A 25,653-nucleotide genomic window follows, 5' to 3' on the forward strand; every position below is an offset into this window, starting at 1 on the left:
GGGTGCCGGGTGGTGGGGGCGGCTTGGGGCTGCTGGGGTGGCGCGGGCCCTGCCGGCCCCCCCCCCCTGGGGGCCCCCGGGCGGGGCCGCCGGACCCTGCCGGGTCCGGCGGCGCGGCGCCCTGTCAGGCCTGCTGCCCCTGCGGGCCCTGCCACGCGAACCCGGGCCCCTGCGTGAGCCCCGTCTCCCGCGTGAGCCCGTCCTCGTGCGCGAGCAGGCCGCTCGCCAGCAGGTACTGGGCCAGCACATAGGTCGCCATGATCCAGAACTGATGCCCCGGCAGCTCCCGCCACTTCGCCAGCTTGGTGGCGATCAGCGTGTCGGAGAGCAGGAACAGTGCCCCGCCCAACCCGGTCCGCCGGCCCAGCCCGGCCGAGGTGACGGCCGTCGAGGCGAGCAGCAGGCTGTAGCCGGCCACCGGGACCCGCAGGTCCCCGAGGTCCGGCCAGAGCCGGCCCACCAGCGCCACCCAGGCCGTCGCGTACGCGGCCGCGACCACCAGGGCCCGACGGCGGTCGGTGAGCGCGCCGCGCTGGACGAACATCGTCACGTAGCAGACGTGCGCCGCCGCGAAGGAGCCCATGCCGGCGAGGAACGCGGGGTCGTTCTTCAGCTGGAGCAGTACGTCGCCGCCCGCGCTCAGCAGCAGCGCCGGCGCCAGCAGCTTGGGCGCCTCCCGCTCGGCGGTCCTGGCCGCCGCCACGCTGTGCGCGGCCAGCAGCGGCATCAGCGCCGGCTTGGTGGCGTTCTGCAGTACCGACGCGCCGGACAGGATCGAGCCCAGATGCGTTGCCGAGGTGGCCGCGAAGCCGCCCAGCAGGCCGGTGGCCGAACGCAGGCGCGCGCCGAGGACGGCACGGGTGGTCGTACGAATGCTCATGCTGGCGCGGCCTCCGACGGTCGGGCGGTGGGGGGATCCGCACCGACCCTAAGGGAGCCGAACAAGCGGCGGAAGGGCGGGCTACCGGTGCGTAACCCGGACGGCGCCCGGCGGGTGACGGGGTGGCTGGGGAGTCGAGGGGTGGCGGGAGGACTCGGAGCGGAGGGCGGGCGGCCGATTCGAGCGCTCTTGCGGAGACTTCCTCAGGAGGGCGGTTGCTGCCACCGGGTGACCCGGGCACCGTCTACGCTGGACCCCGACATGGATCAGCAGGAGTACGCGGTCGGCGCCACCCGGGTGGCCGCCGGCAGGCCGGACGGACGTACGGGCGGGGCAGGTCGGGGAACCGCCGCCGCCGTCCTCGCCGTACGCGAAGCCGCGCGGGCCGATGCCGTCGATTCCGTCGGTGCCGTTGATTCCGTCGGTGCCGTTGACGCGGTCGACGCGGTCGATGGCGCCGATGCGGCCGACGTGGCGCCCGGGACCGCTCCCGCAGCCGTCACTGACGACGCGCAGGCCGCCGGTGCCCCGACCGGCGCGGTCCTCTCGCCCGACCCGGGGCTGCTGCGGCTGGCCCACTGGTTCGCGGCCGCCGCCCCCGGCACCGCCGACGACCTCTGCACCGCCTCCTTCGGCCTCTACCCCGCCCGCCACCTCGGCGCGCCCGCCGAGCCCGCCGACCCCGACGTCAGCTGGTGGCACGGCCCCACCGCCCACGGCCTCGCGTCCGCGCGTACCCGAGAGGCCCGCGCCGACGGCGGGCTGCGCCGCGCCCGGCGGGACTCCGCCGCGCTGCCCGTCGTCCGGTCAGGCGCCAAGCCGGGCGGGCCCGGCAGGCACCGCAAGCCCGAGCGCACCCGGGCGATGCCGGAGACCGCCGCGAGTGCGTGTCCGCCGCCGCTCGCGGTCACGGTCGCGCAGGATCGTTCCGGCGAGGAGCTTCCCGCCGCCGAGCGCCGGATCGCCGCCCGGCTGCTGCTCGCCCACCCGCTGGTCACCGCCTCCGGCCCGCACGCCGACGGCTTCCCGCTGATCCGGCGTCACCGCGACTGGCTCGCCGAGCGCTTCGACACCCTGCTCGGCTACCGCCTCGAGGTCGGGCCCTGGCACGCCCGGCTCTGCAAGGCCGGCCTCGGCCCCGGCACCGCCCGCCGCCTCGAACACCCCGTCACCGGCGCGCCGTTCACCCCCGGCGGCTACGCCCAACTCGCGCTCGCCCTGGCCCTGTTGGTCGACGCGCCCGAGCAACTCGAGTACCGGCGGCTGCTCGACGCGATGCGCGCCGCCGCGCCCGGGCTGACCGCCGACCCGGCCGACCTCGACATGGCGCTCGCCACGCTGGCCGAGTGGCAGGTGCTCGGCGATCCGCCGGGCGACCCCGCCGACGACACCTTCGTGCTGACCGTGGACCGCGAACTCGCCCGCGCCGTCCCGGCCGGCCCGCCCGCCCTCGCCGACGACGCCGCCGACCTCATCCGCCGTGCCGCCGAGGCCGAGCCCGCCACCGCCGTGCGCCGCCTCCTCGCCGAGACGCCCGCCGTCCTCGCCGCCGACCTCCCCGAGGACCGCCGAGCCTGGCTGCACGAGCACCGGCTCAGCGGTCCCGCCGCGCTCGCCGAATTCCTCGGCCTGGAGGCCGAACTGCGCGCCGAGGGCGTCGCCCTGCTCGACCCGGCCGCCGAACTCACCGATGTCGCCCTCCCTGGCGCCGGCACCCTCGCCCAGGCCAGCGTGCTGCTGGTCGAGCGCCTGGTCGAGGAGGTCCGCCCGCTGCCCGGCGAGACCACCGAGGGCGACGTCCCGATCGCCGACGCGCTGATAGACGGCGTCCTCGGCGACATCGCCGACGAGTACGGCCTCCCGGCCCGCTACCTCTCCGACCGCACCGCCCTGCGCCGCGACGCCCTGGACCTCCTCCACCGCCTCGGCCTGATCACCCCCACCCCCCAGCTCAAGCGCCCCCCGACCTGGCACCTGCGTCCCCACGCCGCCCGCTTCGCCCCCGCCCCGGACCTCCGCCCCACCCCCGGCACCGGCCGCCACTCCCGCCCCGGCCCCTTCGTCCCGCCCCCACCGGGCCCCCGCACCGAACAGCGGGCGTAGCGCCCTGCGCCGCGTCCGACCTCCTGCATCTCCTGCCCCCGCGTCCCACCGCCGCATCCCGCCCGTGCCCCGCCCCCGCGGCGAACGACGGGTGTGCTGCCGCCGTGTCCGTCTCGGGACGGGGAAAGCAAAAGCACCGCGTTCGGATGCGGGACGGCGGTGCTGGATGGAGAGGGGTGGGTGCGGCTATTTGCTGGCGGTCGCGCTGGCGAGAGGGCCGTGGTCGACGGTTTCCACGGTGGCGCCGACGCCCAGGGTGCCGAGGGCGATGGAGGCGAGGACGGCGGTGCAGGCGAGCAGGCGGCGGTGCCGCTTGGGGAGGGGGAAGCGCGGTTCCTGGTAGGGCGCCTGAGGGCTGGCGTTCATGACAGGGAGGTTTCCAGGGCGGCGTGAACGGTCGGTACGCGCGGGTGAAGTCCGGAGGGGGGTTGGGCGTCGGTTGGCCGCGTACGCCCCACTCGTCGGGAGCGGGGCGTACGCGCAGGTCAGCGCGGTGTGGTCTGATCGCCGACGGCGACCCGGACGGCGACCCGGACGGCGTCCCGCAGGCCGTGCGCCGGGTGGAAGCGGGAGGGGCCGGCGGCCGGGTCCTCGCGGAGCTCCTTCACGAGCCGATGATGACCAGCTGGGCGTTCTGGGTGTTGCGACGGAGGTGACGTACCCGAGGCCGTCGGCGACCTGCAGCGCGCCGAGGCCGAGGCTGGTCGCCGAGCCGAGCACCAGGACCGCGTTGATGCCGAAGACCGCCCGGTCGGTGGGGAGGGTCGCGGCGGGTTCGTCGGGCTCCTTCACGCGCCGGCCGGGCTGCGGTGGCTGGCTGCTCATCGGACGGACCTCTCGACATACGGGATTCGATCTGTATGTCGCACTGTGTCCAGTCGGTTCCGCGAGCGGCGGGAGGGCGCGCCGGGGAGGCGGCGGGTGCGGGCCTGCGTCCCGTCAGGCGGCGCGCTCCTCGGCCGGATCGTGCGCGGTCGTGAGGTAGTGGGAGAGCGCCCGGCGGCTGCGGGTGAGGTCGTCGATCCGGGCGTCCAGGTCGGCGAGTTCGCCGCGCAGGGTGGCGAGCAGGTTCGGGCAGGCCTCCAGGACGGGGACCGGGCCGGCGGCGCACGGCAGCAGCTCGGCGATGACCCGGGTGCTCAGACCGGCCGCGAGCAGGCTGCGGACCTGCCGCACCCGTACGGTGTCCTGCTCGCCGTACTCGCGGTAGCCGGCCGTCGTGCGGGCGGGCCGGAGCAGGCCCTGCTCCTCGTAGTAGCGGAGCAGCCGGGTGGACACCCCGGTCAGGCGGGCGAGTTCTCCGATGCGCATGATCGGCCGAACGTCGCAGCCGGCCGGGGTGTTCCCGCCGCCGCCCCCGCCCGTTCAGTCCTGTCCGAGGCCCTTGACGAACTCCAGTACCACGTCGCGCAGTTCGGGCAGCGCCTCGACCATCGGCAGGTGGCCGGTGGCGAGTTGGGCGAAGCGCGCGCCGGGGATGCCCTCGGCCAGCAGGCGGTGCTGGGACGGCGGGACGAGCATGTCCTCGGCGGTGCCGACGACCAGGGCCGGCACGGCTATCGCCGCCAGCTCCGCGCGCACGTCGGCCTCGCCGGCGAGCCGGAACTGCTGCCGGAAACCGGCCGGCTGCGGGGACTTGAGCGCCTCCCCCAGCCCCGCGAGCTGTTCGGCGGGCAGGGCGTCCACCCAGGACCCGGCGAACGTGACGGCGAGTACCAGCCGGGCCAGGTCGTCGGGCCGCTCCTCGAGGTCGACGATCAGCTCGGAGAGGATCCGCATCCGCGCCGAGCCGCCGGCCACGCCCGCGAGCAGCAGCAGTGAGCGGACCCGCTCGGGGTGGCGGGTGGCGATCCGGACGGCGACGGCGGCGCCGAGCGAGTAGCCGGCCAGGTCGAAGGTGTCCAGGCCCTCCGCGTCGGCGGCGGCGACCAGCCGCTCGGCCAGGTCGTCCAGGGTGAGCCGGCCGGGCTCGTACGGACTGTCGCCGGAGCCGGGGAAGTCGGGGGCGACGACGGTGCGGTGGACGGCGAGGTCGGGCAGCAGCGGGCCCCAGTTGTCCCGGGCGCTGCCGCCGGCACCGTGGGCGAGCAGCAGGCCGGGGCCGGAACCCTGGACGATCCGGGCGAGCGGGGCGGGGGCGGAAGGCATGGCTTCGCTCCTTCGTGGACGGTGATTCCTCCGACAGCGAGGACGGTAGGTGTTCACACCGGTGAGAAGGTCAAGCGCACGGGCCTGATCCGGGTTCGACGGCAACCCGCCGACACGCCCGGAACCCGCTCCCGCCACCGCCGCCATGGTTACGTACCGCGCCGGAACGCCTACGCTGAGACCAGGGAGGCCGTTCGGACACCGTACGAACGCTCTCCGCCGCCGGGGCGCTCACCGTGCCCGCGTCGGCCGCGCCGGAGTTGCCCCGGGCCGGGCGGTCGCCGAGGAGGTGCCCAGGCCCCATGTCCGGAAACGTCAGCTCCGGCAATGTCAGCTCCGGCAATGTCAGCTTCAGTGATGTCAGCTTCAGTGAGGTCACGACCGGAAGTCCCGGCTCCGGTGACGTCGCGTCGGGACACGTCAGGTCCGACAACGACGCGTCGGGAATCGTCAAGCCGCTGCCCGCCGAGTGGTTCGTCCCGCACGGCACCAACGCCGAGATGCGCTGGGAGGCCCTGCGCGACGCCGAGGGCGGGGCCGCCGTCGGCCGGCACGTGCCGGTGGAGCGGTTCTTCGTCCGCAACCACACCGGCACCCCGGTGATCGACCCCGACACCTGGCGGCTGCGGCTGTTCGGCAGCGGCCTGCGGGGTGCCCCGACGGCCGAGCGGCCGGTGGAGTTCGACCTGGCAGGCCTGCGCGCGCTGCCCGCGACCCGGATCAGCGCGGTGATCGAGTGCGCCGGAAACGGCCGTGACTACTTCCGCCGTCAGCAGGGCCAGTGCGTCCCGGGCACGCCGTGGACGCTCGGCGGGATCGGCTCGGCGGCCTGGCGGGGCGTGCGGCTGGCGGAGGTGCTGCGGGCGGCCGGGCTGACCGGGGCGGCGGTCGACGTGCTGCCGACCGGGCTGGACGCGGACTACGTGGTCGACGGCGTCAACCACGGCCCGGTGCGCCGCCCGCTGCCGGTCGCCAAGGCGCTGGAGGACGCGCTGCTCGCGTACGAGATGAACGAGGAGCCGCTGACCCCCGACCACGGTGCGCCGCTGCGGCTGGTGGTACCCGGCTGGGTGGGGATCGCCTCGATCAAGTGGGTCGGCACCATCGAAGTCGCCGACCACCCGCTCCAGTCACCGTGGAACACCGACTTCTACCGGATGTTCGGCCCCGACTACCCGCCCGGCGGTAGCGAGCCGCTCTCCGCGCAGGTGGTCCGCAGCGCGTTCGAGCTGGCCCCGGGCGCGGTACTGGAGGCCGGCCACGGCCACCGGTTGCACGGGCGTTCGTGGTCCGGCGCGGCGGCGGTGCGCCGGGTCGAAGTGAGCACCGACGGCGGCCGGACCTGGCGGCGCGCCGCGCTGCACGGCGGGTCGCACGCCGACGACTGGACGCGCTGGAGCTTCGACTGGCACCCCGAGCGGCCCGGCCGGTACGAGCTGCGCGCCCGCGCGACGGACCGCCGGGGCAACAGCCAGCCCGAGCGGGCGGCGTTCAACCGGGAGGGCTACCTGTTCGGCGCGGTGGTGGCCCACCCGGTGACGGTGGTCTGAACCCGCCCCGGGGCCGGCCCGTCGACCGACCCGCCTGAGGGTCGGTCGGTGGTCCGCACCCCGGGCCGGGCGGGGCTCAGCCGGTGGAGTGGACCTCGTACGGGGCCGGGTACCGCGTTTCGTACGGGGTCAGCACCAGCCGCACCACGTCCTCCAGGCGCCGTCTGGCGTCCCCGAGGGTGGTGCGGCCGGTCACCCAGGCGGTCAGCTCGCCCTGCCAGGCGTGGGCGACGATGTGCCGCACCAGGTCGCTGGACGCGGCCGGAACTTCGGCCGTCACCGCCTGCAGGGCAGTGCTGTCGGCCCGGGCCATGCCTTGCAGCGCCTCGCTGGCGAAGGGATCGGTGGAGGCCGCCACGGCCACCCGCAGCCGGGCGAGTTCGGGCTGCCGCTGGTAGGCCCGCATCCCGCCCCGGACGAACCGGACCGCCCGGTCGGTGGCCCCCGGCCCGGCCCGGGGCCCGCGCAGCTCGGCCACCAGGTCGGCCAGCAGCAGGCGGTGCCACTCGGCGATCGCCGCCGCCAGGAGGTGGTCCTTGGAGGAGAAGTAGCGGTACGCCGTCCCCAGGGCGACTCCGGACCGCTCGCAGACCTGCTTCATCTGCAGCCGCTCGACGCCGATCTCGTTCACCAGGGCGAGCGCGGCCGCGATCAGGCTTTCGCGGCGTTGGAGCTGACGTGGAGACATGGCCTCCACCGGCCGTGGTGACAGGTCAACCTTGGTCACCCGCACCATGATACGGGCCAGGGCCGCTCAGGAGTATGACGCCGACCGGCCGCCTTCCGTTCGCCGGTAGGTCACCGGGGCCCGGAGGCGCTACGACTGCCGGCGGATCAGCGCCTCCTGGACGGCCGAGGCGACCAGCCGGCCGTCCCGGTCGTAGAACTCGCCGAGCGCCAGGCCGCGGCCGTCCGAGGAGGACGGGCTGCGCTGGGCGAACAGCAGCCACTCGTCGGCCCGGAACGGGCGGTGGAACCACATCGCGTGGTCCAGCGAGGCCATCAGCAGCGTGGGCGGCTCGGTGCGCTGGAAGAAGTTCGGCTGCTCGTCCAGCCCGGCGGTGGAGGCCAGGGTGAGGTCGGACAGGTAGGTGAGCGCGCCGGCGTGCAGCAGCGGGTCGCCGTCCGGAAGTGGGGAGGCGGTGCGCATCCAGACGAACTGCTGGAGCAGTCCGGGGACGGACGGCGGCACCCCGGGCGACCCCGGCGGGACGAAGCGCACGTCGAGGTCGCGGAATCCGCCGCTGGCCGCCACCATCCTGCGGACCTCCTCCGGGGCCTCGGCGACGGCGTCCGGCAGGGACTCCGGGGCGGGCAGCGGCGGCATCTCGCGGCGGCGGTCGCCGCCCGGCTCGGGGTGCTTGAGGGAGACGGAGAGCGAGAAGATCTCGTTCCGCTTCTGCATGGCCGTCACCCGGCGGGTGGTGTACGAGATGCCCTCGCGCACCCGCTCGACCACGTAGTCGATCGGTCGGGTCGGGGTGCCCGGCAGCAGGAAGTAGCCGTGCAGCGAGTGCACCGGGCGCCGGTCCTCGCAGGTGCGCCCGGCGGCGACGAGCGCCTGCGCGGCGACGTGGCCGCCGAAGGCGCGCATCGGGGCACCGGCGTGGCAGTAGCCCCGGAACGTGTTCTCGTCCAGCTGCTCGAGCTCCAGCAGCTCGGCGAACGGGGAGGTCGGGTGGGCGTCCCGGGCGGCCCGGACGGGCGGTTCGGTCAGGTCGGTCACGAGGCCATAGTGGCAGAAGCCAACCGTGTCGTGGTGTGACGTGGGTAACTCGGCCGGGGTGGGGGTTTGACGGAGGGGGCGGTAGAACACGTTTCAGTCGTGCGTCGTTCCAATGGGACTGCCAGACCCCTCGGTCAGTGACAACGTTCAGCGAACAGATGTTGAAATCTGTTCGCTGAACTCTGTCCGCTGAAAGTTGTCAGCTGAACTCCGTCACCTCTTCGCGCACCGCGGCCGTCTCCGGAGCCGTCCCTGCCACGGCTTCCCGCTCGCCGACGACCGGAGGTTCGAAGCTGCGCGGGGCGGCGGTGACGGCGCGCCACCACAGGCGCAGCGCGGGCGGGTCGGCGGGCTCGAAGGGCTTGCCCGGCCGGGGCATCGCGAGGCGGGCGCCGAGCGCCTGGGCGGCGGCGACCGCCCGCTCGGCGGGCTCCTCCCAGGGGTGCAGCGCGAGGTTGAACGTGCACCAGTGGATCGGCAGCAGCAGCTCGCCGCCCAGGTCCAGGTGCGCCCGCACGCCCTCCTCGGGCGTCATGTGCACCTCGGGCCAGAAGTCGCTGTACGCGCCGACCTGCACCATCGTCGCGTCGAACGGGCCGAGCCGGCGGCCGATCTCGGCGAAGCCCGGGAAGTAGCCGGTGTCCCCGCTGTGGAAGAGCCGGTGCCCGCCGCCGGACACCACCCAGGAGGCCCACAGGAACAGGGCGCTGGTGCGCGGGCCGCGGCTGCAGTAGTGGCGGGCCGGCGTGGCGGTCAGGGTCAGTCCGGCGACCTCGGCGGACTCCCACCAGTCCAGCTCGACGATCCGCTCGGCCGGCACGCCCCAGTGCTCCAGGTGCGCCCCGACCCCGAGCGGTACGGCGAACACGGCCTCCGTCCCGATCAGTGCCCGGATGGTGGCCATGTCCAGGTGGTCGTAGTGGTCGTGGGAGACCACGACCACGTCCACCGGCCCGAGTTCGGAGAGCGGCAGCGGCACCGGGTGCAGCCGCTTGGGGCCGGTCCAGGCGAACGGGGAGCAGCGCTCGCCCCAGACCGGGTCGAGCAGGACGCGCCGCCCGCCGATCTCGGCGAGCACGGTGGCGTGGCCCAGCCAGGTCAGCCGCAGCCCGGACTCCGGCGGTGTGGCCAGGTCGGCCGGGAGCAGCCGGTGCACGGGTACGGCGGCGCCCGGGAACCGGAGGGTCTTGTCCCCGGTCAGCTGGGCGCGGGTGATCTCCAGCGGGCTGCGTTCGTACACCAGGCGGCGGGTCGGCACCGGGTTGCGGAAGGCGCCGTCGGCGAACTGCGGGGAGCGGCGGATCCGGGCCAGCCGCTCGCCCCGGGGTTCGGCGCCGAACGCGTCGGTCCGGACCCGGTGCCAGGCGGCCCGGGGCAGCCCGGCCAGTCCGGGGACGGCGCGCTCGGCGGCTCGGTCGGTGGCGGGGCCCGCGGGCGGCGGGGCGAACTGCGAGGACAGACCGGCGAGGCGGGAGAACCACGGGGCGGGGCGGGGCACGGCTCCTCCAAGGACGGTCACGGCTACCAGGCGTGCCGGGACGCGCACCGCAGCGGCGGCCGGGGCACTGCGAGCGGCCGAGGTCGCTGCGATACGACAACCATCTCGTCGGAGGTTACTCGCCGTGGGCCGTCCGGACCTGGTGGAGGGCCCGGCGCGGTCCAATCGGGGGACCGCCGTATCCGCCCCACCCGGCAGGCATCGGCGGCGCGGCCCGCCGTATCCGCCGTATCCGCCGTACCCGCCGTACCCGCCCCACCCGGTCAGGCGTAGAAGCGGGTGATCGTCTCCGCGACGCAGTGCGGCTTGGCGCTCTGCTCGCTCCTGATGGTGAAGCGCACCACGGCCTGGACGCCGCCGGGCACCTCGGTGGCCGAGAGCAGCTCGGCGGTGGCCCGGATCGCCGTGCCCACCGGCACCGGCGCGGGGAAGCGCACCTTCTCGGAGCCGTAGTTCAGCGCCATCCGCACGCCCTCGACGGCGTAGCACTCCTTCGCCAGCACCGGGATCATCGACTGGGTCAGGTAGCCGTGCGCGATGGTCGAGCCGAACTGGCTCTCCTTGGCCCGCTCCGGGTCGACGTGGATCCACTGGTGGTCGCCTGTCGCCTCGGCGAACAGGTCGATCTGCCGCTGCTCGATGGTGTGCCACTCGCTGGTGCCCAGCTCGGTGCCGACGGCGGCGGTCAGCTCGGCGAGGGAGGCGAAGGTCGTCACGGTGCGCTCCTGGTGGGGGACAGGCCCGGGGAGGGGTCAGGACGCCGGAAGCGTATGCCTACCCACCGGTATCTGTCAGGAGCCCGAGCGGAAGCCCCCGGCAGGAGGCCGAGCGGAAGCCCCCGGCCGAGCTGCTCACGGCCGCAGCGCGGCGCGCCCCGGGGCGCCCTGCCCGGTCGGGAACAGCCGCCGGCCGCTGACCAGCTCGGGCACCAGGGCGACGAACAGCGGCTCCGGGTCGCCGATCCACGGCCGCAGGCCGGAACGCAGCACCCGCCGCACCTGCTCGGGGTCGCGCACCACGTCGGAGCGCCCGTGCACCAGCACGCTCCAACCGGTGCGGGTGAGGGGGTCCAGCAGATCGGCCTGGAAGGCGACCACGGTGCCGTCAAGCCCGCGCGCGGTGGTACTTCCCCGGCGCACGGCGAGCACCAGCCGCCCGTCCAGGACCTCGAAGGAGACCGGCAGGACGGCCGGCAGTGCGTGCTCGGTGTACACCACGCGCCCGACGGGCACGGTGCTGAGCAGTCGCAGGCACTCGGCCTCGCTCAGGGTCTCCACACGGTCCTCAGGCTCCATGCGTCCGATCGTCCTCGGTCGGCGCGGGCGTCGATAGGGCCCATGGTCCCTGGGCGGACGGGTCGGGAGCCCCGTCGGCGGCCGCCCGGGGCGATAGCCTGCCCGGCGGCGGAACGGCGACGTGGACCGGAACGGCGACGTGGACCGGAACGGCGACGTGGACCGGAACGGCGACGTGGACCGGAATGGTGCGGCGAGCGGTGACGCGGACGGTGGCTCGCCCGCGAAGTGCTCGGCGGGCGCACCACAGTGGCGGGCGGCGGCCCCGGGTGCGCCGGGGCCGGCCAGGAGGGGGAGACCGATGGCGGGTGGGGTCGATCTGGTGGTGATCGGGGCGGACGGCGGGCCCGACCGGGCCTTCGGCGGTGCGGCGCTCGCGCCGGACGGGGCCCGGCTGCTCGCCGAGGTGCTGCCCGGTATGTGCTTCGACACCGGCGCGGCCGGCTGCCGGGTCACCGCGGCGGCGCCGGACGCGGACGCCAACGCGATGCTCACCGCCGTCCGGGACGCGGCCCAGCACCCGGGCCGCTGGCTGGTGGTCTGCCTGGTCGGCCAGTTGGTGGCCGACCCGCGCGGGCGCCGGCTCGCCCTGGTCACCGGCGGCAGCACCCCCGACAACGCCTACCGCAGGGGCCTGGCCTGGGACTGGGTGGTCAGTGCGATGGTGCACGGCGACCAGGAGGAGGCGCTGCTGCTGGTCGACGCGGTGGCCGACCGGGACACCTGGGCGGCCCTGGAGCGCGGCGGCGAGGACAGCGCGGGTGAGCTGCTGAGCTTCCCGCGCGTCCCGCTGTGGGGCCGGATCGGGCGCTACGCCCCGGGCAGACGCGGCCGGGACGCCGTACTGCCGGGCGGTGAGGGCTCGTTCAGCCGGGCGCTGACCACCGTCCTGCGCCAGGGCGTTCCGGGTGCCCCCGCGGCCGTCGCCCCGTCGGACCTCCAGCCAGCCGTGGCGGCACTGACGGACGGGCGGGAGTCGGCCGGTAGTTCGGGTGCGCCGGGCGCGCGCCTGCTCGTTCCGCCGCAGGGCGGACGCCTCTTGATGCGCAATCGGGCCGCGGTTCGGGGCGCATTGGCCGGATTGTCGCTTTCCGAAGAACTGTTGGCCGTTCTGTGGCGGGAAAGTGCCCCGACGGAACCGCCTTCCGCGTAAGGTCAGGGGGCCTGAGGTGTTGCCGTGATGGGGTGGGTTGGCGAAGAATCGATCCCCAGCGGAAAGACCGGCGGGACAGCGGAATTCTTCTGGCGGCCGTGGATCACGGATCGGGTCGGTCGCGACGAGGTGGGGCCATGCGGCAGCGCGGAAATGTGTTGCGCCCTGGGGCCGTTGGGGTCGGTGGGGCGATTCTGGTGTTACTGCTCGGCGCTTGTGCGAGCGGTGGTTCCGGCGGTTCCGTCGATCACCTCGGGGCGACGGCGCCCACGGTTGCGGGAGCGGCTCCGGTAACTCCTTCGAGTGGTTCGTCAAACGCCTCGATCGCGCCGACCGACGGACCGGAAGGGGCGATGGGCCGACTGGCCCTGAAGACTTATCAGGACTGGTGGCAGGCGCAGGCCGACGCCTTCGCCCGTACGGATTCGGACGGATTCTCGCTGGAGTCGTACTCCTCCGGACGCGCACTGTCGGACGTCCTGGTCGGACTCCGCCAACTTCACGACGCCAAACTGGTGATGACCGGAACGCCGCGCAATTCCGCGGTGGTCAAGGCCATTGACCTCAAAGCCGATCCGCAGACCGCCGTGATCGAGGACTGCGTCGATGTGACCGACTGGCATCGTGTCGATGCCGTCACGCGGGCCGCGAAGGATCCGGCCCAACGGCTGAACCGCTACCTGGCGACGGCGTCCCTGCGCTGGTTCCAAGCACGTTGGCTGATCTACGACTTCAAGCGGGAGGTGGACCGGACATGCTGAACAGGCGCTATCGGGCCCGGCGATTCGTGATCCTCGCACCGTTGTCCGCCGGGTTGCTGCTGTCCACGGCGGCGGTGGCGTCGGCGGACGAACCACCGAGCGGGGGTGCCACCCAGTGCGCCCCCGACAAGATCTGCTCGGACGTCCACACCGGCGGCAAGACCCCCGATCCCGGCTCCACCCAGTCGGGCGGTGGCGGCGGCTCGTCCGACGGCCCGCTGGTGTGCAGCTACCACGGGGTGGAATGGGCCTGCCACGACCCGGAACGCGGCTGGTTCAACAGCGACGTGGGCTGCTATTTCAGGGTGCAGGACCCCCAGCCGCCGGAGGGCGCGCCGGAGTGGGACGGGCACAAGTCCACGGAAGGCGCGATCTACACGAAGATCTGCCCGCAGACGGGCGGTGGCACGGACGGCGTCCAGAGCGTGTTCGAGTCGAGCGCGCCGGCCGGTCCGCCGGTGCTGAACCTGGCGGCCGTCGGTCTCAGCCTCGCCCACGAGATGAAGTTCCCGAAGCCGGCCGCCGGCGTGGCACCCAAGGGCACGGCCGTGGTCAAGGCGCCGGTCTGGCTCTGGCTGGACGGCGTGCGGGCGCCCGATCCGAAGAAGCTCGAGGTGCCCGGAGCCTCGGTCACCGTCACGCCCGTGCTGAAGAACGTGACCTGGACCTTCGACACGGGCGTCGAGGTGACCTGCGACAAGCCCGGAACGCCGTACGACCCGAAGTACGGCGCCGCCGCGTCGCCGGACTGCGGGTACGCGTTCGCCGTCGGATCGGGCACCAAGAAGGACGGGGTCTTCGCCGGCACCGTGACGGCGAACTGGCAGGGCCACGTCGTCGTGACCGGGCCGAACGCCAAGGTCTTCGATGTCGACATCCCGCAGTCCTCGAAGTTCACGCTCAAGGTCGCCGAGGTGCAGGTCCTCAACTGACCGCCGCACGGCGGCGATTCGACTACTGACGATCCGGCAACGTACAAGGGAAGGGCGGAACCCGGTGGAGAACCGTACATTCGCGACGCCGGGATCCGGCACACCCGCGGGCGCCGGGGCCTCCGTGGCGCTCCCGGAGCAGCAGGAGCAGGCCGGCGGTCCGGGCAAGGGCCGTGGCCGGGGGCGGGCGGTGCCGCACGCGCCCGGGCGGACCATGCGGGCGAGGCGGCGGCGCCCGGCGGTGCTGGCGATGGCGATCGCGCTGATCGCGGCCGGCGGGCTGGGCGGGGCCGTCCTCTACAACAGCACCGGCCAGCGGGTCGCGGTGCTGGCGCTCGCCCGGGACGTGCCGTGGGGCCAGGTGATCACCGAGGACGACCTGGTGGTGGCCCGGATCGCGGGCGACCCGGCGCTGCACCCGGTGTCGGCCCAGGACCGGACGAAGGCGGTCGGCATGCGGGCCGCCACCGACCTCAAGCGCGGCGCGATGCTCACCAGCGGCGACCTGGCCCAGGGCCTCACCGTGCAGCCCGGGCAGATCGTGGTCGGGGTGTCGGCCAAGCGCAGCCAGCTGCCCGCCAGCCGGCTCCAGCCCGGGGTGCAACTGGTCGTGGTCTACACGCCCGACAACGGCCGGGCCGACTCGCTGGCCGCGACGGTGATCACCGTCGGCCGGGTGGACACCGACGGCAGCCAGGTGATCGATGTCGCGGTCGGCACCGCGGACGGGCCCCGGCTGGCGCAGTGGGTGGCGAGCGGGCGGATCCAGGTGCTGCTGGCGCCGCGCGGCGCCTCGGCCGGGGGCGCGGGCGGCGGCACCACGCCCGGCCCGGCGCCGAGCGGCAGCCCCGCCGCCGGTGCTCCTTCCGCCGCTGCGCCCCCGGCCGGTGCACCCTCGGCCGGGACCGGTGCGTCCGGGGCTCCGACCGCGACCGGGGGCGCCTGATGGCGGTGATCGCGGTGGTCGGCGGCCCGGGCGCGCCCGGCGCGACCACGACCGCGCTGGCCCTGCTCCTGGCCTGGCCGCTTCAGCCCGGGCGGCGCATCCTGCTGGTCGAGGCCGACCCGGACGGCGGCGCCGTGCTCGCGGGCGCCCTGGAAGGCCGGGTCGAAGCCGTCTACGGGCTGCGCAACCTGGCCGTGGCCGACCGGCGCGGACTGCTCGCGCAGACCATCTGGGAGCAGCTGATCGACCTCTCGCCGGACGGCGACGCCGAACGCCTGCTGCTCCCCGGACTCACCGACCCCACCCAGGCCCCCGGCCTCGCCTACACCTGGGAGCCGCTCGCCGAACTGCTGCACGCCGTCGAACAGCAGGGCTACGACGTCATCGTGGACCTCGGCCGCTCCGGCGCCACCGGCGCGAGCGCGGTGCTGGCCCGCCGGGCGGACGTGGTGGCGGTGACCGTCCGGACCACGCTGCGCGGACTGAGCTCGATCCGGCCCCGACTGTCCGCCCTCACCGAGGACCTGGCCTCCGCCGGCACCGGCTCGGACGCGCTCGGGCTGCTGCTGGTCGCCGAGGGGCCGTACACGCGCGCGGAGGTGGCGCGCGAACTCGGGCTGCCGGTGCTCGGGATGCTGCCGCACGCCACCCGGACGGCGAAGGTGCTCTCCGACGGCGGCGACACCACCGACCGGCGGTTCGTCCGCTCCGAGCTGATGCGGACGGCGCGGTCGGCGGCGGACGAGGTGCAGCTGCTGGTCCGCCGCAGGCGGCAGCGGCTCGCGCCGGGCGCGGGCTCGGCGGCGGTGGTGCCGGGTCAGGCGCCGGCCCGGCTGTCGGCGGCCGCTCCGGTGGCGGGCGCTGCGGTGGCGGCTGCGGTGCCGACCCCGGTACCGGCTCCGGCGGTGCCCACTCCTCCGGTGCCGACCCAGCCGGTGCCGACGCCCGCCCCGACCACGTACGCGCAGACCACCTACGGACAGGCTCCGTACAGCCAGCCCGCGTACAGCCAGGCCGCGTACGGCCGGGCCGGGTACGGGCAGTCGCCCTACGGTCCGGTGGAGGCCGAGTCGCCGTCGTACACGCCGCCGCAGCCGGTTCCGCCGGTGATCATCACCGGTCCGGTGGCGCCGCTGGCCGGGCTGGCGCCGCAGCCGGCCGCACCGGCGCCGTTCCCGGCGCACGTGCAGTCGCCGCAGCGGGCCGAGCAGGACGACCGGTACCCGCTTCAGCAACCGACTGTGACGGATGATCAGGTGCAGGTGAACGGGCAGTACCCGCACAACCCCGGGGAGGTGCTCCGTGCGCGGTAGCCCCCTGCACCAGCGCCCGGCGGCCGACCCGGCCGCGCTGCCCTGGGCCGCTCCGGCGGCCGCACCGACGCCGACGGCCGCGCCCACGCCCGCGACCGGCCCGGTCGCGCCGCAGCCCGTGACCCCCGGCCCCGTAGTCCCCGGCCCCGTCCCCCCCGGCCCGGTCGTGCCCGGCTCGGCCGCGCCGACCGCCGTGCCCTCCCAGCTGCCCTCGCTGGACGTGCGTGGCTCCGCCGCCCGGCCGGTCGTCGACCCGCAGGTCGCCCGGGAGCTCAAGCGTCAGGTCGCGGCCGAACTCCACCAGCAGATCAGCCGGTTGACCACCGCCTCCGGTTCCGAGCCGGACCGCGCCACCCGCCGTCAGCGCGGCCGGGCGCTGATCGAGGAAGCCGTCGCCCGCTGGTCCGACGCCTACGCGCAGACCCACGGCATCCCGCCCACCCGGGAGCAGGACCGCGCCCTCGCCGAGGCCGTCTTCGACCTCCTCTTCCGGGCCGGCCGGCTCCAGCCCTACCTGGACGACCCGGAGATCGAGAACATCCTGATCAACGGCTGTGACGACGTCTGGGTCTCCAAGGTGCACCAACCCCTGCGCCAGGTCCCGCCGGTGGCCGAAAGCGACGCCGAACTCATCGAACTGCTGCAGGACTTGGCCCGTCAGCACGGCGGTGGCGAGCGCAGCCTGTCCACCGCCAGCCCCACCCTCGCGCTGCGGCTGGAGGGCGGCATGCGCCTGCAGGCGCTCACCGAGGTGACGCCCCGCCCGTACGTGGCGATCCGGCGCCACCGGGTGGCCTCCGCGACACTGCCCGAGATGGTCGAACTCGGCACCCTGGACACCACCTTGGCCGCCTTCCTGGCCGCCGCGATCCGGGCCCGGAAGAACGTGATGATCACCGGCACCCAGGGCGTCGGCAAGACCAGCCTGCTGCGCGCGATGGCCGCCGAGATCCCGCCGGACGAGCGGATCGGCACCCTGGAATCGGAGTTCGAGCTCTGGCTGCACACCCTCGGCCACCTCCGCCAGGTCGTTCCGATGGAGGCCCGCGAGGGCAACGGCGAACGCGTCGAGGGGCGGCTGGCCGGGGAGTTGACGATCGGCGACCTCATCCCGGCCGCGCTGCGCATGACCCTCTCGCGCATCATCGTCGGCGAGGTCCGCTCCGGCGAGGTCGTCCCGATGCTGCGGGTGATGACCAACGGCGAGGGCGGCTCGATGTGCACCCTGCACGCCCGCGGCCCGCACATGGTGGTCGACCGCATCGCCGAACTCTGCCTGGAGTACGGCTCGCACATGACCGACTCGCTCGCCTACCGGCTCACCGCCAACGCCCTGGACCTCATCGTGCACGTCACCATGGTCGACGAGACCGCCGTCGGAGGCCGCCGGCACCGCTTCGTCTCCCACGTCCTGGAGGTCACCGGCCTCGGCGAGAGCGGCCGTCCCGCGCTGAACACCGTGTTCGGCCCCAGGCCGGACCTCGGTGAGCCGCGGGCCGTCCCGCACACCCCGCCGCAGTGCCTGGACGACCTGCGCCGGGCCGGCTTCGACGCCGGGCTGCTCGACTCCCGGTACGGGAGTTGGGCCACCCCGCTGCAACTGCGGATCGGCGGTGGCGCGCGGTGATGCTGCTGTTCGCCCTGTGCGGGCTGGCGGTCGCGGGCGGCCTGGTCGCCCTGGCGGCCTGGGCCCGCGGCAGCGAGCCCGGTGACGAGGACGCGGCCGCGCGGACCAACCCGCTCGCCGGGCGCGCCCACGTGTTCTGGTACGGCGCCCCCGGGGCGGCCGCGCCCCGGATGGTGCGGCTGCGCCGGGTCCAGCTGCCGCTGGCGCTCGTCGGCGGGCCGCTGGCCTGGCTGTTCACCGGCATCCCGCTGACCGCGCTGCTGGCGCCGCTGGCCATCTTCGGCCTGCCCTGGCTGTTCGACACCACCCGCGCGGACACCCACCGGATCGAGCGGCTCGAAGCGCTGTCCGAGTGGACCCAGCGGATCGCCGACGTGCTGCTGCTCGGCGTCGGCCTGAACCAGGCCATCGTCACCAGCCGCCGCACCGCCCCCACCGCCCTGGAGGACGAGATCGGCGAGCTGGCCGCCCGGCTGCAGGCCCGCTGGCGGCCCGAGGAGGCGCTGCACGCCTTCGCCGACAGCCTGGCCGACGCCACCGCCGACAAGGTGCTCGCCGCGCTCGTGCTGCGGGCCGGGGACAGCGGACCGGGCCTGGCCCGCACGCTGTCCGACATGGCCGACTCGGTGCGCGAGGAGGTCCGTCAGCGCCGCGTCATCGAGGCCGACCGGGCCAAGCACCGGACCACCATCCGCTGGCTGGTGGGCATCATCGTGCTGGTCGTCACGGTCGGCTCCTTCAACACCGAGTACACCCGGCCGTACGGCACCTTCCTCGGTCAGCTGGTCCTCGCCGTGGTCGCCGCCCTGTTCGTGGCGATCATCGCCTGGATGCGGGCGCTGGCCTCCCACCCGCCGGTGCCCCGGCTGCTCACGCCGGACCGGCGCAGCAGGAGCAGGCGGCGGACGGGCGCGCAGACGCCCGAGGCCGAGCCGGCCGAGCAGCTCGGGGAGGCCCGATGATCTCCCCCTGGTCCGTGCTGGCCGGCGCCGTCGCGGCCGGCGGCCTCGCCCTGCTGGTCGCCGAACTGCGGCCCGCCGCCCCGGACCTGCGCCAGGCGCTGGACCGGCTGCACGCCGTCCCGGCCGACCGCGAGCAGGACCCGGACGAGCGGCCGCGCTGGTACGACCGGATCGGCGAGCGGTCCGTCCACCTGCGCGGGGTCTCCGTCCCGCGCCGCGAACTCGCCCTGATCGGCCGCACCCCGGCCCGGTTCATGGTGCACAAGCTGCTGTTCGCCGCGCTCGGCCTGGTGCTGCCCGCCTACCTGGGCGCGATGGCCGTGCTGATGGACATCGGCCTGCCCTTCGCGCTGCCGCTCGTCGCCGGGCCGCTGCTGGCCGGCCTCCTCTGGTTCATTCCGGACGCCATCGTGCGCGGCGAGGCCAAGGAGGCGCGCACCGAGTACCTGCACGGCCTCGCCGCCTACCTGGAACTCGTCGCGCTGGAGCGCGCCGCCGACTGCGGCCCCGCCGAGGCGCTGCGCCGGGCCGCCGCGGTCGGGCAGGGCGCGGTGTTCCGGCGGATCCGCGACGCGCTGGAGCGCGCGGCCACCGACCGGCTCCCGCCGTGGGCCGGACTCGACGCGCTGGCCGAGGAGTTGGGACTCACCCCGCTGCAGGACGTGGCCGACATCATGCGGCTGTCCGGCACCGACGGTGCCGCCGTGTACGACACCCTGCGGGCCCGCGCCAAGGGCCTGCGCGGCGAACTCCTCGCCGAGGACCTCGCCCGCGCCAACGCCGACAGCGAGCGCATGGTCGCGCCGGGGGCCGCCCTGACGCTGCTGATGACCGTCCTGATCGTCTTCCCGGCGCTCCACCAGATGCTCAACTGACGCCCGACCGAGCCCGACCGAGTCTGACCGACGCCCGTTCCAGAGCAGCCGACACCACACCACCCCACACCACATCGCACATCCCCGGGAGAACCGATGACCGTACGACTCGCCCAGCTGGCCGGCCGGGCACTGCGGCCCGTCCTGTTGCCGGTGCAGTTCGCCCTGCTGCTGTTCACGCTGCGGCTCGGCCGGCTGCGGGCCGCCCGGGCGCGTGGCGACCGCGGCGCGATCAGCATCGAACTCGCTCTCGCCATCATCGCGTTGGTGTTCGTCGCAGGCGCCGTCGCGACCGCGCTGTACCTGCTGAAGGACAAGGTCGTCCAGAAGGTGGAGCAGGACCCGAACCTGCCGGGTGGCGCGGCCGCGGGCGGCGCCACCAAGTGATGCGCCGTCCTCTCCGCCGCGGAGCCGACCGGGGGTCGATGAGCGTCAGTCTCGCCATCGTCTTCCCGGTCGTCCTGCTGCTCCTGCTACTCGTCGTCCAGGCCGCACTGTGGTGGTACGACCGGCAGGTCGCGCTCAGCGCCGCCCGCGAGGGCGTGGACGCCGGGCGGGCACAGGGGAACGCGACGGACGAGGTGAAGAACGATGCGGCGCGCCGGCAGGCCCGGGACTTCCTCGACCGGCAGGGCGCGCACGACTACACGGTGCGGACCGACGGCAGCACGCCCGAGACCATCCGGGTCACCGTGGAACTGACGCCGCCGCTGCTGATACCCGGGCTCTCGGCGCCCAGCGTCACGCAGTTCGCCGAGGCGCCGCGCGAGCGCTTCGTACCGCCGGTGGTGAAGCCGTGAGACCGAGGCTGCCCGGTGCGCGCCCGCCCGGTTCACGCCTGCGCCGGTGGCGCCCCCGGCGGCGGGACCGCGGCGGGGTCGCGATCGAGGCGGCGATCGTTGTGCCGCCCGTGGTCGGCCTGGTCCTGGTGGCCATCGCCGCCGGACGGGTGCAGACCACGGCCGGCAGCGTCGAGGCCGCCGCCCGCGCCGGCGCCCGGACCGCCTCGCTGCAGCGCAGCGTGGACGGGATGGACCAGCCGGCCAGGGACTCCGCCTTCGCGTCGCTGCGCCAGCAGGGTGTGTCCTGCCGGAACGGCGACGTCCACGTGGTCAAGGGTGAGCTGGACCTGCCGGGCGGTCCGGTCACGACCGTCAAGGTCACGGTGGTCTGCGACGTCGAACTGGCCGACCTGCTCGGTGGGCCGTCCGGAGTGCCCGTGACGAAACACCTCGTCGGCGAGTTCACCTCGGTGGTGGACCGCTACCGGGGCACATGACGACGCGCGCCGCCGCCACGGCGAAAACGGGGGATTGGAGGCGGCCCCCGCGGGGGAGACGCAAGCGGAGAGCGCTCGGGGGATGACGCAACGGTACCGAGTGGCGCCCGGTGGGGCCGGTGGGGAGAACAGCGTGCGGATTGGGGGGAGGGGATGCGGGTGGTGAGCCGTCTGCGGCGACGGGCGCGGGCGCGCCGGTCCGACCGGGGCGCGGTGGCCCTCTTCGTCGCCATCTGCGCGGCCTACGTCGTCCTCGTCATCGCCCTGGTGATCGACGCGGGCGGCCGACTGCGGGTCGCCGAGCGCACCGACGCCTACGCCCAGGAGGCCGCGCGGGTCGGCGGACAGCAGCTCGACCAGGCCGCCGTGCTGCAGGGGGCGGGCTTCAAGGTCGAGGAGAAGTACGTCCGGGACGCCGCCGACGCCTACCTCGGCCTGTACGGCCTGAAGGCCGGCGGCATCGAGTTCTCCGGTGACGGCAAGGTCGTCACCGTCACCGTGCAGGCCGACTACCGGCCCGTCCTGCTGGGCGCCCTCGGGGAGCGGAAGGTAACGGGCAAGGGCAGTGCGACCCTCGTCCACGGAGTCGAGAAAGCGGAGACCGACTGATGGCCGCGCCACGTGCCAAGGACCAGGCCCGAACCGCCCAGGCCCGTACCGGCCGGGCCGGAGCCACGCATACCGGAGCCACGCACAGAGGCGGCGGGGGCACGCGACGGCCCGGCGCGCCGACGCCCCGACCGCCGCGCGGCGGCGGCCGCGGCGGCGCCCTGATCACCGCGCTCGCCGCGCTGGTCACCCTGCTCGTCCTGCTGGTCGGCGTCCCCGCGCTGCTGCTGTACGGCACCCACGCGGTCGCCGGGATGGGTGACGTCGCGCCGGGCGGCGTGGGCGAGGCGCTCACCAGCCCGGACGACGGACGGCTGTTCCTGTGGGCGCTGGTGGGGGTCGGCTGGCTCGCCTGGGGGTGCTTCGCGCTCTCCGTCCTGCTGGAGATCCCCGCCCAGCTGCGCGGCCGGATCGCCCGCCGGATCCCGGCCTTCGGCTGGAGCCAGCGGATCGCGGCCGGGCTGGTCGGCTCGGTGCTCGCCCTGCTGCCGGTGGCCGGCTCGGCCTTCGCGGCCGTGCCCGAACTGACCCACACCCCGGCCGTCCAGGCCCAGTTGACCCCGGGCGTGCAGCGCGCCGCCCTGCCCGCCGCGCAGTCCGCGCCCGCCCTGACACCCGCCGCCGAGCAGCAGCCCACGTACACCGTGCGGGACAGCCGGCCCGCCGACAGCCTGTGGTCCATCGCCGAGCGACAACTGGGCTCGGGTGAACGGTGGATGGAGATCGCCAAGCTCAACGACGGGCGGGTGATGGACGATTCGGGCATCCGCTTCGACGCCGACCGGCCGATCCAGCCCGGCTGGGAACTGCTGATGCCGGCGGACGCCAAGCCGGACGAGGCGAAGAGCCCGACGCCGGCACCCGCGCCCGCTCCGGCGCCCGCGCCCTCGGGCGACACGGCGCAGGGGACTCCGCAGGGAACCTCGCCACAGGGGACCTCGCCGCAGGCCGGGACGGAGCCGGGCGCGGGCACGGGCGGGCAGCGGACCGTCACCGTGCAGGCCGGGGACAGCCTGTCGGCCATCGCCCAGCGGGAGCTGGGGGACGGGGAGGAGTGGCCGAAGCTGTTCGAGGCCAACAAGGGGGTGCAGGCACCGGACGGGGAGCAGCTGACCAACCCGGACGTGGTGGTGCCGGGGATGGTGCTCACGGTGCCGGGAGCGGCCGCCACGCCCGCGCCCGCTCCGGCCCCTGCGCCCGCTCCGGTGCCCGCGCCCGCTCCGGCCCCAGCGCCCGCTCCGGCCCCTGCACCGGCTCCCGCGCCGTCGCAGGGCGCGCCGCAGCCGGCGCCGGCGCCGACGCACGCGCCCACCCCGGCGCCCGCGCCCGCCGCGCACGCCGACCCGGCTACCAACGACGACTACACCGTCGCCCTCACGGCCTCCACCGTCGGCATCCTGCTTGCCGCCATCATGGTCGGCACCGTCGCCCACAAGCGCGGCACCCAGCAGCGCGCCCGCCGCCCCCGGCACCGCATCGCGATGCCCGCCGCCGAGGCCGCCGCCTTCGAGAACGAGCTGATGGCCCGGCAGGACCAGGCCGGGCTCGAACTGCTGGACCGCGCCCTGCGCACCCTGGCCCGCAACACCGTGCGCGGCGGCAAACGCCTGCCCGCCATCGTCGCCGCCCGGATCACCCCCGGCCACACCGTCGAGCTGCACCTGTCCGGACCGGCCACCCCGATCGCGCCGTTCCGCGCCGCGCACGCCGCCAACGTCTGGTGGTGCAGCGCCGAGTCCGGCGACATGCTCAGCGCCGCCCAGGCCCGCAAGACCGCCGCGCCGTACCCCGCGCTGGTCACCCTCGGTACCTCGCCCGACGGCTCGGTGGTCCTCGCCGACCTGGAGGCCGTCCGGTTGCTCCACCTCTCCGGCCACCCGGACGACGCCCGCGACGTGCTGCGCACCCTCGCCATCGAACTCGCCCACAGCCCGCTCGCCGACCGGCTCCACCTGCACCTGGTCGACCTCGCCGAGGAGGTGCCGATCAGCGGCCCGGCCGCCGAACGCGTGCACCGCCACACCACCCTGGAGGCCGCGCTCGCCGCCCTCGGCCCGCGCACCGCCAAGGCCCGCGCCACCCTGGTCGCCGCCGAGGCCGCCAGCCCGCGCGACGCCCGCAGCCGGGGCCAGGCCGACGAGTCGTGGATCCCCGAGATCGTGCTCTGCGCCCAGCAGCCCGGCGGCGGGATCCCCGCCGAGCTCGGCCGGCTGCTCGACGGCCGTCCGCGCACCTGCGTCGCCGTCATCACCCTCGCCCCCGAGCGCGGAACCGGCCCGGTCGCCCGCTGGACCCTCCCGACCACCGGCCAGGCCGCCATCCCCGGCCTGCACCTCACCGTCGAGCTGCAGCGGCTCAGCGCGCGGCAGTACGACCAGGTCGCCGAGCTGCTCCGGGCCGCCGACGACACCACCCAGCACCCCGCCCCGGCCTGGACCCTGGACGGGCCGGAGGACACCGACACCACCGAACTGCCCGCCGCCGTACCGGTACTGGTCGCCGTCGGGGCCTCCGGCGGTGCGGCGGAGAGCGGTGCGCCGGAGAGCGGTGCGGACACGGCCGCCGGCCCGCGGCTGCTCGCCCGGGCCATCGGCACCGGGGCCAGCCCGTTCGCGGGCACGGACCCGGTGACGCCCGCCCCGGCGCCGACTGGTCCGGCTTCGGTTCCGGCCGGTCCGGCGCGTTTCGCGGTCAACGGCCAGGGACGGCAGGCGGCGGGCGACGAGGCCACCCGGGACCTGCGGCGGCCGGGAGCGCCGGAGGCCGAGGAGCCGGAGGGGACCGCTGCCGGGGTCGGCGAGGACGCGACTGGCGAGGTGGTTGCCGAGGCGGTGGACGCCCCGGCGGAGGCCGCTCCGACGGCCGTGCTCGCCGTCCAGCCGGTCGTGCCGCGTCCGGTCACCCCGGAGCCCGTCGAGGAGCCGCAGCCGACTGTCGAGGCGGGACCCGGAGCCGCAGCCGCAACCGCAACCGTGTCCGAAACCGAGGCCGAGGCCGAGGCCGAGGCGGTGGAGACCGAGGACGCCGAAGCCGGCGCCGCCGAGCCCGGGGTGGAGCCCGGTCCCGCCTCCGGATCCGCCTCCGAGCCCGGCTCCGCTGCCGCCGCCGTCGCCCCCGTCGCCCGGACCGCACTCGGTCGCAGCGACAGCGACGACCTGCTCGCCATCCTCCGGTCCCCGGAGGCGCACGCCGCCCGCAACGCGCCCCGGATCCGGCTGCTCGGCCCGGTGGACGTCGCGGGCGTCCTCGGCACCGCCGAAACCGGCGCGCTGCCCCGGCTCACCGAGCTCGCCGTCTACCTCGCGCTGCGCCCCGGCTCCGACCACCACGCCCTCGACCACGACCTGCACCCCGGCGCCGCACACCTCGACCCGCACCCCACCGCGGCCGACGCCAAGAGCCCGCTGCCGGGCAAACTCGCCGACCTGTCCGCCTGGTTCGGCATCTCGCCCGAGGGCCGCGCCTTCCTGCCCACCGACACCACCGAGGGCTACTCGTTCACCCCGGCGGTCACCTGCGACTGGGACGAGTTCCGCAGCCTCTACCGGCGCGGCATGCGCAGCACCAGCGCCACCGCCGACGCCGCCCTGGCCCACGCGCTCGCCCTGGTCCGCGGCGCCCCGTTCGCCGAGGCCCCGCCCGCCTCGTACGGCTGGGCCGAGGCCGAGCGCCAGGACATGATCGCGGCGATCGTCGACACCGCCCATGAACTGGCCGCTCGCCGCCTGCAGTACGGCGACCACCGCAGCGCCGAGGCAGCCGTCTTCCGCGGCCTCGCGGTGGCCCCGGACGTCGAACTCCTGCACCGGGACCTGTTCTACGCCTACGCCTCGGCCGGCGCACGCGACCAGCTCCTGCGCGCCGTCAACCGGCTGGACGCCCTCAGCCGCCGCACCGGCCGCGACCTCGACTCCGACACCGTCACCCTGCTGCGGGACCTGCTCGCCGGGTCCTGAGGGGCTCCGTTGCGGTGTAGGTTCCGCATTTTGATGGACA

General features: G+C 75.2%; 25 protein-coding genes. 15 read left to right on the forward strand and 10 right to left on the reverse strand.

Translation table 11 applies throughout. The features are described 5' to 3' along the window. Positions 1 to 124: 124 nt before the first annotated feature. Positions 125 to 880: a lysoplasmalogenase gene (locus tag ACZ51D_RS13400; protein ID WP_465662309.1), complete on the reverse strand. Its 756-nt coding sequence runs from the start codon at positions 878 to 880 to the stop codon at positions 125 to 127. Between the two features lie 261 nt (positions 881 to 1,141). On the opposite strand from ACZ51D_RS13400, the gene ACZ51D_RS13405 reads away from it, so the two are divergent. Beyond that, on the forward strand, positions 1,142 to 2,983 hold the full coding sequence (locus ACZ51D_RS13405) for a DUF2398 family protein (protein ID WP_465619796.1): 1,842 nt from the start codon (positions 1,142 to 1,144) through the stop codon (positions 2,981 to 2,983). A 186-nt stretch (positions 2,984 to 3,169) separates the two neighbouring features. Here the strand turns inward: ACZ51D_RS13405 and ACZ51D_RS13410 are convergent, their stop codons facing one another. The 4 genes from ACZ51D_RS13410 to ACZ51D_RS13425 form a co-directional block, all read right to left on the reverse strand. Further along, on the reverse strand, positions 3,170 to 3,349 hold the full coding sequence (locus tag ACZ51D_RS13410) for a hypothetical protein (RefSeq protein ID WP_465619798.1): 180 nt from the start codon (positions 3,347 to 3,349) through the stop codon (positions 3,170 to 3,172). A 119-nt stretch (positions 3,350 to 3,468) separates the two neighbouring features. Beyond that, a complete protein-coding gene (locus tag ACZ51D_RS13415) occupies positions 3,469 to 3,591 on the reverse strand; it encodes a hypothetical protein (RefSeq protein WP_465662311.1) in 123 nt (40 codons plus the stop codon). Between the two features lie 331 nt (positions 3,592 to 3,922). After that, positions 3,923 to 4,294, reverse strand: a complete 372-nt coding sequence (locus ACZ51D_RS13420; RefSeq protein ID WP_465662313.1) for a MerR family transcriptional regulator — start codon at positions 4,292 to 4,294, stop codon at positions 3,923 to 3,925. A 54-nt stretch (positions 4,295 to 4,348) separates the two neighbouring features. Continuing rightward, positions 4,349 to 5,131: an alpha/beta fold hydrolase gene (locus tag ACZ51D_RS13425; protein WP_465662315.1), complete on the reverse strand. Its 783-nt coding sequence runs from the start codon at positions 5,129 to 5,131 to the stop codon at positions 4,349 to 4,351. Between the two features lie 302 nt (positions 5,132 to 5,433). On the opposite strand from ACZ51D_RS13425, the gene ACZ51D_RS13430 reads away from it, so the two are divergent. Next, on the forward strand, positions 5,434 to 6,681 hold the full coding sequence (locus tag ACZ51D_RS13430; RefSeq protein ID WP_465662317.1) for a sulfite oxidase: 1,248 nt from the start codon (positions 5,434 to 5,436) through the stop codon (positions 6,679 to 6,681). Between the two features lie 76 nt (positions 6,682 to 6,757). On the opposite strand, the gene ACZ51D_RS13435 is transcribed toward ACZ51D_RS13430, so the two are convergent. The 5 genes from ACZ51D_RS13435 to ACZ51D_RS13455 all read right to left on the reverse strand — a co-directional run bounded on the left by ACZ51D_RS13435 (position 6,758) and on the right by ACZ51D_RS13455 (position 11,200). Next, a complete protein-coding gene (locus tag ACZ51D_RS13435; protein WP_465619807.1) occupies positions 6,758 to 7,408 on the reverse strand; it encodes a TetR/AcrR family transcriptional regulator in 651 nt (216 codons plus the stop codon). A gap of 90 nt (positions 7,409 to 7,498) precedes the next feature. Continuing rightward, a complete protein-coding gene (locus ACZ51D_RS13440; protein WP_465619809.1) occupies positions 7,499 to 8,407 on the reverse strand; it encodes an acyl-CoA thioesterase in 909 nt (302 codons plus the stop codon). A 199-nt stretch (positions 8,408 to 8,606) separates the two neighbouring features. After that, the gene (locus ACZ51D_RS13445) at positions 8,607 to 9,794 is read right to left on the reverse strand and encodes an MBL fold metallo-hydrolase (protein ID WP_465662366.1); all 1,188 of its coding nucleotides are present in this window, start codon (positions 9,792 to 9,794) and stop codon (positions 8,607 to 8,609) included. A gap of 374 nt (positions 9,795 to 10,168) precedes the next feature. Beyond that, positions 10,169 to 10,621 carry a MaoC family dehydratase gene (locus ACZ51D_RS13450; protein WP_360489939.1) on the reverse strand — a complete coding sequence of 151 codons (453 nt, stop codon included), beginning with the start codon at positions 10,619 to 10,621 and terminating at the stop codon, positions 10,169 to 10,171. A 135-nt stretch (positions 10,622 to 10,756) separates the two neighbouring features. Beyond that, a complete protein-coding gene (locus tag ACZ51D_RS13455; RefSeq protein ID WP_465619811.1) occupies positions 10,757 to 11,200 on the reverse strand; it encodes a pyridoxamine 5'-phosphate oxidase family protein in 444 nt (147 codons plus the stop codon). A 301-nt stretch (positions 11,201 to 11,501) separates the two neighbouring features. Between ACZ51D_RS13455 and ACZ51D_RS13460 the strand changes: the two genes are divergently transcribed. The 13 genes from ACZ51D_RS13460 (at position 11,502) to ACZ51D_RS13520 (ending at position 25,613) form a co-directional block, all read left to right on the forward strand. Then, on the forward strand, positions 11,502 to 12,353 hold the full coding sequence (locus ACZ51D_RS13460) for a hypothetical protein (RefSeq protein ID WP_465619813.1): 852 nt from the start codon (positions 11,502 to 11,504) through the stop codon (positions 12,351 to 12,353). A gap of 137 nt (positions 12,354 to 12,490) precedes the next feature. Next, on the forward strand, positions 12,491 to 13,114 hold the full coding sequence (locus ACZ51D_RS13465; protein ID WP_465619815.1) for a hypothetical protein: 624 nt from the start codon (positions 12,491 to 12,493) through the stop codon (positions 13,112 to 13,114). Further along, a complete protein-coding gene (locus ACZ51D_RS13470) occupies positions 13,108 to 14,046 on the forward strand; it encodes a hypothetical protein (protein WP_465662319.1) in 939 nt (312 codons plus the stop codon). The genes ACZ51D_RS13465 and ACZ51D_RS13470 overlap by 7 nt, the downstream gene beginning before the upstream one ends. Before the next feature lie 64 nt (positions 14,047 to 14,110). Further along, on the forward strand, positions 14,111 to 14,992 hold the full coding sequence (locus ACZ51D_RS13475) for an SAF domain-containing protein (RefSeq protein ID WP_465662321.1): 882 nt from the start codon (positions 14,111 to 14,113) through the stop codon (positions 14,990 to 14,992). Further along, positions 14,992 to 16,305 carry a CpaE-like family protein gene (locus ACZ51D_RS13480; RefSeq protein WP_465662323.1) on the forward strand — a complete coding sequence of 438 codons (1,314 nt, stop codon included), beginning with the start codon at positions 14,992 to 14,994 and terminating at the stop codon, positions 16,303 to 16,305. The genes ACZ51D_RS13475 and ACZ51D_RS13480 overlap by 1 nt, the downstream gene beginning before the upstream one ends. After that, positions 16,295 to 17,932: a CpaF family protein gene (locus ACZ51D_RS13485; protein WP_465662325.1), complete on the forward strand. Its 1,638-nt coding sequence runs from the start codon at positions 16,295 to 16,297 to the stop codon at positions 17,930 to 17,932. Before ACZ51D_RS13480 ends, ACZ51D_RS13485 begins: the two co-directional genes overlap by 11 nt. Continuing rightward, positions 17,932 to 18,894 (forward strand): type II secretion system F family protein, encoded by a 963-nt coding sequence (locus ACZ51D_RS13490; protein WP_465619824.1) that lies wholly within the window; start codon positions 17,932 to 17,934, stop codon positions 18,892 to 18,894. Before ACZ51D_RS13485 ends, ACZ51D_RS13490 begins: the two co-directional genes overlap by 1 nt. After that, complete coding sequence (locus ACZ51D_RS13495) at positions 18,891 to 19,769, forward strand: hypothetical protein (RefSeq protein WP_465619825.1); 879 nt, start codon at positions 18,891 to 18,893, stop codon at positions 19,767 to 19,769. The genes ACZ51D_RS13490 and ACZ51D_RS13495 overlap by 4 nt, the downstream gene beginning before the upstream one ends. A gap of 96 nt (positions 19,770 to 19,865) precedes the next feature. Then, entirely contained in the window at positions 19,866 to 20,156 is a 291-nt protein-coding gene (locus ACZ51D_RS13500; protein WP_360489919.1) for a hypothetical protein, read from the forward strand. A gap of 38 nt (positions 20,157 to 20,194) precedes the next feature. After that, positions 20,195 to 20,569 (forward strand): TadE/TadG family type IV pilus assembly protein, encoded by a 375-nt coding sequence (locus ACZ51D_RS13505; protein ID WP_465662327.1) that lies wholly within the window; start codon positions 20,195 to 20,197, stop codon positions 20,567 to 20,569. Beyond that, on the forward strand, positions 20,566 to 21,048 hold the full coding sequence (locus ACZ51D_RS13510; protein WP_465662328.1) for a TadE/TadG family type IV pilus assembly protein: 483 nt from the start codon (positions 20,566 to 20,568) through the stop codon (positions 21,046 to 21,048). The genes ACZ51D_RS13505 and ACZ51D_RS13510 overlap by 4 nt, the downstream gene beginning before the upstream one ends. A gap of 162 nt (positions 21,049 to 21,210) precedes the next feature. Then, the gene (locus ACZ51D_RS13515) at positions 21,211 to 21,657 is read left to right on the forward strand and encodes a hypothetical protein (protein ID WP_360489913.1); all 447 of its coding nucleotides are present in this window, start codon (positions 21,211 to 21,213) and stop codon (positions 21,655 to 21,657) included. Beyond that, positions 21,657 to 25,613, forward strand: coding sequence for a LysM peptidoglycan-binding domain-containing protein (locus ACZ51D_RS13520; RefSeq protein ID WP_465662330.1), 3,957 nt, complete (start codon positions 21,657 to 21,659; stop codon positions 25,611 to 25,613). Before ACZ51D_RS13515 ends, ACZ51D_RS13520 begins: the two co-directional genes overlap by 1 nt. Positions 25,614 to 25,653: the final 40 nt, after the last annotated feature.

It is taken from the genome of Kitasatospora sp. NPDC033851 (assembly GCF_055576085.1).